Genomic DNA, 8975 nt, shown 5'->3' with positions numbered 1-8975 from the left:
TCATTCAGTTTGGAACTCGCACAAACGAGTAGAGCTCTTGATAACGCGCTTTACCACGGATTTTTGGCTGTTAGATGCATGTTTGGGATTGGAGAGTTACGACCGTTGGCTTTACGAGAAATGATCTGGAGCTTGCTGCCACAGGAGCGGTACGTGGGGCGCGACCTGCTACTTTGACGCCGTGGCACGTTTGGCGGATATGTGATGTTGTGATCGATCGATGCGTGACGGCAAGCTACACCGACGGGACTCGGAGCAACGGGTCGCTCGACGATTGATTTAGAGCTTAGAAGGCGGTTTACCCTTCAACGCCTGGACGAATTCGCTTTTCTATTCGCTCGGGCCGTTGAACGAACTTCGCGCAATCCCACAGCAGTAAAGGCAGTACGGGCAACACTTTGGAAGGACGCTATCCACCACTTGCTTGATTATGGGGCTAGCTGCGCTAGTACTTACGTGCAACCGACAAAGCATTCAGAAAGACACCGCATGCTCCTCGTTACGCAGCTAGGCTTCTTTGTCGCGTGAATTCACTGGCGTCACGACCATCAGCAGCCGGGCCGTGCTCGTTCCAATATTCCTGCCCATATGCGGCTTGCTGCAATTGAAATGCACGCAATCGCCCGCGTTCATCACAAACGAATCTTCGCCGATATGAAACTCTATACTACCTTCTACGAGATAGAGCACTTCCTCACCATCGTGGGTAAGCAGTGTGGGTTGCTCCTTAGCACCGGGCGGGAAGGTCAGCTCGAAGGCGCTCATTTGTTGGTCCGGCAAATCTCCCGTCGAGAGGCGATAGCTATAGCCATGAGCGATTAGCGCTGTCTGGTGCTCGCGCTCCTGGGCGCGGTTCAATATGTAGTCTTCGCGGGTATCTGACGGCTCTTTGAAGAATTCATGCAGCGATATACCCAAGCGCGTAGCAATCACGATGAGGTTTGCGATAGACGTGCTTGTCTCACCGCGCTCGAGGCGGGAAAGAAAGCTCACGGACAGGGCTGTTTCTTTGCTGAGCTCGCCTAGCGTGATTCCGTTTTTTCGACGTGCTTGGCGTAGCCTCTCGCCCATTTCCCGGGCCACGACCTCGATTCTTGCCTTGATCTTTTGATTCATTCTTCCCGCTGTGACGATTTAAGAACAATAAAGCGATCTCCGCGCCGCGAGAGCAAGTGTACTCGTTGTGGAGGCACGGTTTGGAAATGACGCTGGAAAATGCTTGCACGATAGCTTGACGTCGCTATAATGTGCATCACATGCAAATTATATTGCGTGTCATGCAAATAACGAAACAAAACAAGAACAAAAGGAGACCGGCAAACATGTACAGCTATAGCACTTCAATGCGGGACTTGGCCGCCAGGCGTTCGCCACGCATCCGCATACAACTCAGTGCCGCGGGAGCGTGCCTGATGTGGGCATTCAGCGCTCAGGTATTGGGCGCTAGCATATCGGACGATATGGTCAAAATAGGGATACTAAACGACCAGTCCGGTACCTACGCCGATCTTGCGGGGCCCGGGTCGGTTCAGGCGGCAAGAATGGCGATAGAAGAAATGGGAGGCCAAGTCGCGGGAAAGAAAATAGAGCTGTTGGTGGGGAATCATCAGAATAAGGCTGATGTGGGCGCGGCCATCGCGCGATCCTGGTTCGATCAGGATGGCGTCGACATGATCGCGGACTTCTCCAACTCGTCCGTTGGTTTCGCCGTTCAGAGACTTGCGCAGGAGAAGAAGAAGGTTGCGCTGATCGCGGCGGCATCCACTGACTTCACCGGCAAGGCTTGTACACCGACTTCGGCACAATGGGTCTACAACAGCTATACCAATGGGTACGGGTTGGCCAAAGTCCTCACCGCACAGCAATACAAGAGCTGGTACCTGATTACCGTAGACTATGCCTTCGGACACGCCTTTGCGAACGACATGCGGAAAGCCGTGGAGGCAGGCGGGGGCAAGGTTGTGGGCGAGGTTCGCCACCCCCTGGGCACGGCCGATATGAGCTCTTTTCTTTTGCAAGCTCAAGCGTCGGGCGCGGACGTTATTGCGCTGGCCAGCGCGGGCAGCGACATGACCACCGCAATCAAGCAGGCAGGTGAGTTCGGCGTCATGCCGAAGCAGTCCCTAGCTGCTCCAGCTGTATTTTTAACGGATGTGCACAGCATGGGTTTGGAGGCCGCTCAGAATCTGAAGTTCGTCACGGCGTTCTACTGGAACCGGAACGAGGCGACAAGAGCTTGGTCCAAGCGGTTTTTCGAGCGCCATGGCGCAATGCCCACCATGACCCATGCTGGTGTTTACTCTAGCGTCTTGCATTACCTCAAGGCAGTGGATGCGGCGCAAACGGACGATGCGACCGCGGTCATGGAAAAAATGCGAGATCTGCCGGTCAAGGATGTATTTGCGGAAAATGGCTATCTGCGAGCTGACGGGCAGATGGTCCACGACATGTATCTCGTGCAGGTCAAGTCACCCAAAATGTCCAAAGAACCTTGGGACTATTACGAGGTGCTTGCGACCATCCCGGGTGATGAGGTTTTCAAGCCTCTTACGCAAAGCGAATGTCCCTTGGTTAAACAGTAATTACGCAAACGGATAAGGAGGTAAGCCATGACATCTACCGAGAATATGATGGGAAATGAACGGAAGGATCCGCCGCCGCAAGTGCGCCACATAGATGAGATGGAGTGGGAAACCATACGCTGGCCCGGCGAAACGGGAAAAATGCTTTTTCATCCCACGTCTGATAATCCCACCCTGCCCAACGCCGGTCTGTTGCGGCTCGAGCCCGGTTCGTTTCACCCTTGGCATCGGCATGATTTTGCGCAAGTCTGGTATATCCTGGAAGGACGGTTTACCATCGGCGGGAAAGAATGCGGCCCCGGCACAATGTTATGCCATGGAGATCCGCATTGTGAAGAAGAGCTTCGTACTGAAACAGGCGGGCTGATGGTTATTGTGCAATATCCCGGTCCCACCACGGGCGGACGGCCGATCTACTACGACCGGTTCAATAAGAATGAGCGCATTGACGTTGCGCAAGAACGAACAGATATCTAAGGCGGCACTCAATGGCGATCATCAATTATGTCACGCAGGTTCACTTTGATTTCGGCGCGATCAGCGTCCTGTCCGACGAATGCCGCCGGCTGGGCATTCGGCGGCCGCTCATCGTCACCGACAAAGGCGTGCGCGAAGCCGGTCTAATCGATCTCGTACACGAGAACCTAAAGAGGATGGAAGGCGTCGGGATCTTCGACGGGACTCCGCCCAATCCAAATGAAGGCGCCGTTCGCGCTGCGGTGGCTATGTTCAAGACTGGCAACCACGATGGTATTGTTGCGGTAGGGGGGGGATCGTCGATCGATTTGAGCAAAGGGGTGGCGTTATGCGCCACGCATGACGGGCCGCTCAAGACGTTCGCAGCGATTGAAGGCGGAGCTGCGCGAATCACTGCGGCCGCCGCGCCGGTCATAGCCATACCCACCACCGCGGGCACGGGCAGCGAAGTGGGGCGGGGCGCCATCCTCATCCTCGACGACGGGCGCAAGGTGGGTATATTGTCGCCCCACCTCGTGCCGAAGTCCGCTATTTGTGATCCGGCGCTTACTTTTTGCTTGCCGCGGGGGTTGACCGCAGCAACCGGGATGGACGCCATCGCTCATTGCATCGAAACCTTCCTCTCTCCCTCCTTCAACCCGCCCGCCGACGGTATTGCGCTGGACGGGCTTCGCCGGGGCTGGGCTAACATCCTGACTGCCACCCGCTCGCCTCGGGACCGCGATGCCCGTCTGAACATGATGAGCGCGTCTATGCAGGGAGCCATGGCATTCCAGAAAGGATTAGGTTGTGTGCATAGCTTGAGCCACGCTTTGGGGGGGCTCAACCCCACGCTTCATCACGGTACCCTGAACGCGATCCTGCTCCCAGCAGTCATCGCCTTCAACGCTACTTCTGACTCAGTGCGGCAGGAACGCAAGCTGCCACGGCTGGCTCAGGCCATGGGGCTGCCGGATAATCAGGATATCGGCGCCAGTATAAAAAAAATGAGCGAGGATCTGGGGCTGCCCACCGGCTTGTCGGTGCTGGGCGTCACACCGGAGATGTACCCCGCGATCATTGAGGGGGCGTTGGCGGACCACAGCCACAAAACCAATCCGCGACAAGCGTCGGCAGCAGACTATGTGGAGCTTTTACAGCAGTCTATGTGAACAGTCCTGTCAGTTTCCCCTATCGCCTCGTTGTCGATCATCGCTAATTTTGGAATTCTAGTCACTCAGTTCGGAGCTCCGTAAAAATCTTGGACGCGAAACGCCACGCGGTCCGCCATAATTTATGGCGATGACAAGTGTTGTGACTCATTTCTTCGGAATGAGCTCGTACGGAAAAGTCCAAACTGAGTGACGCAAAACGCAGAAAGTTCCAAACTGAGTGAATAATAGGTTCCAAACTCAGGAAGCAAGTTTCTTCCAACTCACTTTGGCGATTAAATGATTTTTTGCGTTTCGAAAATGACAGAATTTCCAGGTGGTTAGAGAATGCTAGATATCAAGCACGATTTTGCCAAAATGCTGCCCGCTCGCTTGGTATTGGAACGCGGCAACGATTTCATCCAACGGAAAATGTCGGTCGATTACGGGTCGCAGTTGGGTTGCTTCGATAGCGCGAACAAAATCCTGCTGCTGGCGGCGACTGCCGACCAATAAGGCCTGTAGCCGCACCTGCCGGGACAGCGCTTGCGCCAGCGGCAACTGGCTTGTGATGCCGCTGAGCACGCCAATTACGGCAATATGGCCACCCACGCGGCTGGCCGCGATCGATTGCGCTAACGTCGCGGGGCCGCCGACTTCGATCACATGATCGACACCACGGCCATCGGTCAGACGGCGAACGGTTTCTCCCCATTCTGGGTCGTCGCGGTAATTGATCACCGCATCTGCGCCCAGCATCGTCAACTTAGCGAGCTTTTCTTCGCTGGATGAGGTTGCGATCACCCGCGCGCCCGCAAGCTTGGCCAGCTGCAACGCAAAGATCGAGACGCCGCCCGTGCCCTGAACCAGCACAGTTTCGCCAGACTTCAATTGGCCGTTTTCGAACAAGGCGCGCCACGCCGTGAGACCAGCGGTGGTTAGCGTTGCGGCTTCGGCATGGCTATACCCGTGTGGAGCATGGGTAAATGCGGTCGCGGGCAGCGTTACCTGTTCACGTGCGAACCCGTCGATGCCGTCTCCCGGTACACGGCCAAAGCCTGCGCTCTGTGGATTGCCATCCAGCCAGTCCGGGAAGAAGGTGCTGACCACATGGTTACCGATGGCGAACTCTTCAACGCCCGCACCTACCGCGATCACTTCACCGGCGCCATCGGACATGGGAATGCGCTGCTCGCTGGGCGGCATTGCTCCGCTTACCACGCCCAGGTCGTGGTAATTCAACGAACTGGCGCGAAGGCGTACGGTGATCTCACCGGCCTCGGGCGCCTTAGGTTCACTTGTGCCTGCTGCTACGTTATCGAAGCCGCCGCCGGCCTGAACGTAAATTGTCTTAATGCTCATGCTTTCTCCATAAAAGGTAAACCTGCATAACGGACGCCAAAGGGCTCAACTTGCCGCGGGGTACTCAAAGATGAGGCATGTCGTGGTCGCATGCGCATACAACTTGCCATCCGGGCCGACGAGGCGGCCCTCGGCCGTCGCCACTTGCCGCCCCGCGTGGATCACCTTGCCTTCGGCGCGCACCAGCGGCACCCCATCATTCAGGGAGCGAACCATGTTCACCTTGAGCTCCAGGGTGGTGTAGCCTTTGCCAGCAGGCAGCGTCGAATGCACCGCACAGCCCACTGCGGAGTCGAGCAGCGTGGCGAACCAACCGCCGTGCACGGTCCCCAGTGGGTTGTAGTGCTGGCGCTGCGGTCGGCCCTGGAAGACTGCGGTACCCGGTTCCATGTGAATCGGTACAAAACCGAGGGTGTCGCCCATGGGCGCCGGTGGCAGCGCGCCGGAGAAAATCGCCTCGAACATCTGCATGCCCGAGAGTCCAAAGAGCTGTGCTTTGGGCTCAGCATCAGTCGCACTCCATCGCGCTCGAACCCGCTTTTCGTCCGCTTCCCAGCGTGCCACCACCTGATCAATATCCATCAGCCACTCCTGCTTTAAAAATTATTGCATATACAATAGTTGCAGGTACAATATATCACATGAAGAACTCAATCAAGCCGCAGGGATGCACCAACCTGAAACTTCGCCAGCTCACGCGCATGGTGACGCGTCATTACGATGGCTATATTGCCGAGACGGGGCTTAAGAACACGCAATACGCCTTGCTGTCGTACGTCGTCCGACTGGGTCCTATTCAACCGGTCGATCTTTCCAGGCTCATGCGCATGGATGCGTCGACCTTGACGCGCAACCTGCAGCCGCTGGCGACACAAGGCTTGTTGGAGATCGGTGCAGGCAAGGATGCACGCAGCCGTCTGGTCGAAGCGACCGAGGCGGGGCGTATGAAACAAGCCGAAGGACAGCGCGCATGGAAAACGGCACAAACGGTCCTCAACGAACGGTTAGGCGTGGAGCGGGTTGTCGCGTTGCACGATCTGCTTGATACCTGTATTGAATACCTTGATAGCCATCCCGACGAGCCATCGGGCAAGTGATCGCTATCTATATCTACGTAATTTTTGACGGATTACTGAATGACGCAGAAACTGTTTTTTCCTTTACGCCTCGGATCCCTGGATTTAAAACATCGTGTGGTCATGGCCCCGCTGACTCGTATGCGGGCGGCTCAGCCGGGTAATGTCCCCCAGGCGCTGAACGTGGAATACTATCGCCAGCGCGCTTCACAGGGTGGGCTGATCATTACGGAAGGTGCGCAGATTTCACTCACAGGTCAGGGGATGCCGGCAACGCCGGGCATCCACAGCCAGGCGCAGATCGATGGTTGGAAAGCGGTAACGCAAGCGGTTCATTCCCAAGGCGGCTTGATCTTTCTGCAACTCTGGCATGTGGGTCGCATCTCCCATTCGTCGCTCCTGGGCGGCCAATTGCCGGTGGCCCCGTCCGCCATCGCCGCGCCCGGCAATGCATTCACTGCTTCCTTTGAACGAGCCCCCTTTGAAACGCCGCGGGCCTTGGCTATCACGGAGATTGCTTCGGTGATCGAGGACTATGTTCAAGCGGCACGGCACGCGCAGCAAGCGGGTTTCGATGGCGTGGAGATCCACGCGGCCAACGGCTACCTGTTGGAGCAGTTTCTGCAAAGCCGCAGCAACCAGCGAACGGACGCCTACGGTGGGTCGATTGAAAATCGCTGCCGCATTGTGCTGGAGATCGCCGCTGCAGTTTCAACCGTTTTCGGCGCCGACCGTGTCGGCATCCGGCTGTCGCCATTCGGCGTGGCGAACGGTAGCGGCGAGGACGATCCAGTGCCCCTCTATTCCTACCTGATCAAGCAGTTGGCAGCACTTGATCTGGCGTATCTGCACCTGATCGAGCCGCGCGCCAGCGGCGCGGGTCAGGCCGATGTCGATCATCAGAATGTGCCCTTTACATCAGAGCTGTTCCGCCCGCACTGGCCGAACGTCCTGATCGCGGCGGGGAACTACAAACCCGACACGGCGGCTGCCGCCATCGAAGCGGGCCGGGCGGACGCCATAGCATTCGGGCGGTTGTTCATCGCCAACCCGGACCTGCCCGAGCGCGCGCGCCGGGGCGCCGACCTTAACGCGTACACCCGGGCCACCTTCTACGGCGGCGGGGCCGAAGGCTATGTGGACTATCCAGCGCTTGAAATGTCGAGCCAATGAGCAGGGCCAACGTAAAACGTGCTTCGTCGCAAGCATGCCGATCGCCTGCCGAGCAAAGGCTCACGGCAAGCGTGCTGTTCCTGCTGGCCGCGCTGGCCGCCCTGGGAGCATTGGCCACCAACATCATCCTTCCCGCGTTTCCCGCGATGAGCGAGGACCTTGGCGTCTCGGTCCGGGAGCTGAGCGCGACGCTGACCAGCTTCTTCCTGGCCTTCGCGCTGGGGCAGTTGTTCGTCGGCCCGCTGTCGGATCGCTTCGGGCGCCAGCGTCTGGTGCTCATCGGACTTGCCATCTTCATTATCGGCAGCCTGGTCTGCGCGGTGGCCAGCACACTGCCGCAGATGATCAGCGGCCGGGTCATCCAGGCGCTGGGCGTTTGCGCTACGTCGGTTCTGTCCCGGGCCATCGCTCGCGACCTGTTCGACGGCCAGGAGCTTGCGCGTGCGCTGTCGCTGACCATGGTTGCCATGGCCGCCGCACCGGGCTTTTCACCCCTCTTGGGGGGCGTGTTCAACAGTTGGCTGGGCTGGCGGGCAACGTTTGGATTTGTGGCGTTGCTGGCCGTCTTGCTGGCTATTTACTACATTGCCAAGCTGGGGGAAACACATAGGGCTGATAAGCGCTCGGTTATTTCCGTTTTAGCCATACTGAAAATTTACCAGCAACTCTTGATTGATCGACGATTTATTGCTCCCGCTCTTTCAGTGAGTCTTGTCATCGGTGCGTTGTACGCATTCTTTGCGATGGCGCCGGCAATTCTGATGACTGGGTTCCACTTCTCGTCGTTCGAGCTAGGGTTGTTCTTCGCATCAACCGTTTTTGTTGTGTTTGGTGCCGGTTTTTTAGCGCCTCGGTTCGCCCAACGGTGGGGGCCAGTGCCCGTGGCGCGCGCGGGGATCGTCATTGCACTGGCGGGCAGCATCGCCTTACTGACCGGCAAAGAAGACATCTTTTTCTTTTCTGCCTCCCTGACTGTCTTTCTGCTGGGAATGGGCCTTATCAATCCACTCGGAACCGCCATTGCGCTGCAGCCCTTCGGACAGCATGCGGGGGCCGCGTCGGCGTTGCTGGGGTTCTTGCAGATGGGTTGCGCGGCTCTCTCCATCAGCATTGCCGCGGCGCTGCATTTTCCCGCTTACACATCGCTTGGCATCATCCTGGCAGCCAATTTGACG

9 protein-coding genes are annotated in these 8975 nt (G+C 57.5%); 6 read left to right on the top strand and 3 right to left on the bottom strand.

Going from position 1 to position 8975, the window contains the following annotated elements; all coding sequences use genetic code 11:
• Positions 1–507 precede the first annotated feature (507 nt).
• A complete protein-coding gene (locus ABWO67_RS17695) occupies positions 508–1116 on the bottom strand; it encodes a helix-turn-helix domain-containing protein (RefSeq protein WP_353154131.1) in 609 nt (202 codons plus the stop codon).
• 206 nt (positions 1117–1322) lie between these two features.
• Between ABWO67_RS17695 and ABWO67_RS17690 the strand changes: the two genes are divergently transcribed.
• The 3 genes from ABWO67_RS17690 to gbd are packed head-to-tail and all read left to right on the top strand — an operon-like array spanning position 1323 to position 4210.
• Positions 1323–2582 carry an ABC transporter substrate-binding protein gene (locus ABWO67_RS17690; protein WP_353154128.1) on the top strand — a complete coding sequence of 420 codons (1260 nt, stop codon included), beginning with the start codon at positions 1323–1325 and terminating at the stop codon, positions 2580–2582.
• Between the two features lie 27 nt (positions 2583–2609).
• Positions 2610–3059, top strand: coding sequence for a cupin domain-containing protein (locus ABWO67_RS17685; RefSeq protein ID WP_353154125.1), 450 nt, complete (start codon positions 2610–2612; stop codon positions 3057–3059).
• A gap of 11 nt (positions 3060–3070) precedes the next feature.
• Positions 3071–4210 (top strand): 4-hydroxybutyrate dehydrogenase, encoded by a 1140-nt coding sequence (gbd, locus tag ABWO67_RS17680; RefSeq protein WP_353154123.1) that lies wholly within the window; start codon positions 3071–3073, stop codon positions 4208–4210.
• Positions 4211–4540: 330 nt separating this feature from the next.
• On the opposite strand, the gene ABWO67_RS17675 is transcribed toward gbd, so the two are convergent.
• Positions 4541–5551 carry a zinc-dependent alcohol dehydrogenase family protein gene (locus ABWO67_RS17675; RefSeq protein WP_502930047.1) on the bottom strand — a complete coding sequence of 337 codons (1011 nt, stop codon included), beginning with the start codon at positions 5549–5551 and terminating at the stop codon, positions 4541–4543.
• A 45-nt stretch (positions 5552–5596) separates the two neighbouring features.
• Positions 5597–6133, bottom strand: coding sequence for a PaaI family thioesterase (locus ABWO67_RS17670; protein ID WP_353154120.1), 537 nt, complete (start codon positions 6131–6133; stop codon positions 5597–5599).
• Positions 6134–6192: 59 nt separating this feature from the next.
• On the opposite strand from ABWO67_RS17670, the gene ABWO67_RS17665 reads away from it, so the two are divergent.
• The 3 genes from ABWO67_RS17665 to ABWO67_RS17655 form a co-directional block, all read left to right on the top strand.
• Positions 6193–6648, top strand: coding sequence for a MarR family winged helix-turn-helix transcriptional regulator (locus ABWO67_RS17665; RefSeq protein WP_353154117.1), 456 nt, complete (start codon positions 6193–6195; stop codon positions 6646–6648).
• 39 nt (positions 6649–6687) lie between these two features.
• Positions 6688–7800: an alkene reductase gene (locus ABWO67_RS17660; RefSeq protein ID WP_353154114.1), complete on the top strand. Its 1113-nt coding sequence runs from the start codon at positions 6688–6690 to the stop codon at positions 7798–7800.
• On the top strand, positions 7797–8975 hold a 1179-nt coding region (locus tag ABWO67_RS17655), incomplete at its 3' end, for a multidrug effflux MFS transporter (RefSeq protein WP_353154112.1). The genes ABWO67_RS17660 and ABWO67_RS17655, both read left to right, overlap by 4 nt.

It is taken from the genome of Pollutimonas bauzanensis (genome assembly GCF_040393045.1).
In the GTDB taxonomy this organism is placed as follows: Bacteria; Pseudomonadota; Gammaproteobacteria; order Burkholderiales; family Burkholderiaceae_B; genus Pollutimonas; species Pollutimonas bauzanensis_A.
The sequence above is the reverse complement of the archived record's forward strand: the minus strand, read 5'-3'. Positions and strand labels throughout refer to the sequence as shown.

Coding starts and splice junctions, on each gene's coding strand:
- ABWO67_RS17685 (WP_353154125.1), top strand. CDS start 2,610: ATGACATCTACCGAGAATATGATGGGAAATGAACGGAAGGATCCGCCG.
- ABWO67_RS17675 (WP_502930047.1), bottom strand. CDS start 5,551: ATGAGCATTAAGACAATTTACGTTCAGGCCGGCGGCGGCTTCGATAAC.
- ABWO67_RS17670 (WP_353154120.1), bottom strand. CDS start 6,133: ATGGATATTGATCAGGTGGTGGCACGCTGGGAAGCGGACGAAAAGCGG.
- ABWO67_RS17695 (WP_353154131.1), bottom strand. CDS start 1,116: ATGAATCAAAAGATCAAGGCAAGAATCGAGGTCGTGGCCCGGGAAATG.
- ABWO67_RS17690 (WP_353154128.1), top strand. CDS start 1,323: ATGTACAGCTATAGCACTTCAATGCGGGACTTGGCCGCCAGGCGTTCG.
- ABWO67_RS17665 (WP_353154117.1), top strand. CDS start 6,193: ATGAAGAACTCAATCAAGCCGCAGGGATGCACCAACCTGAAACTTCGC.
- ABWO67_RS17660 (WP_353154114.1), top strand. CDS start 6,688: ATGACGCAGAAACTGTTTTTTCCTTTACGCCTCGGATCCCTGGATTTA.
- gbd (WP_353154123.1), top strand. CDS start 3,071: ATGGCGATCATCAATTATGTCACGCAGGTTCACTTTGATTTCGGCGCG.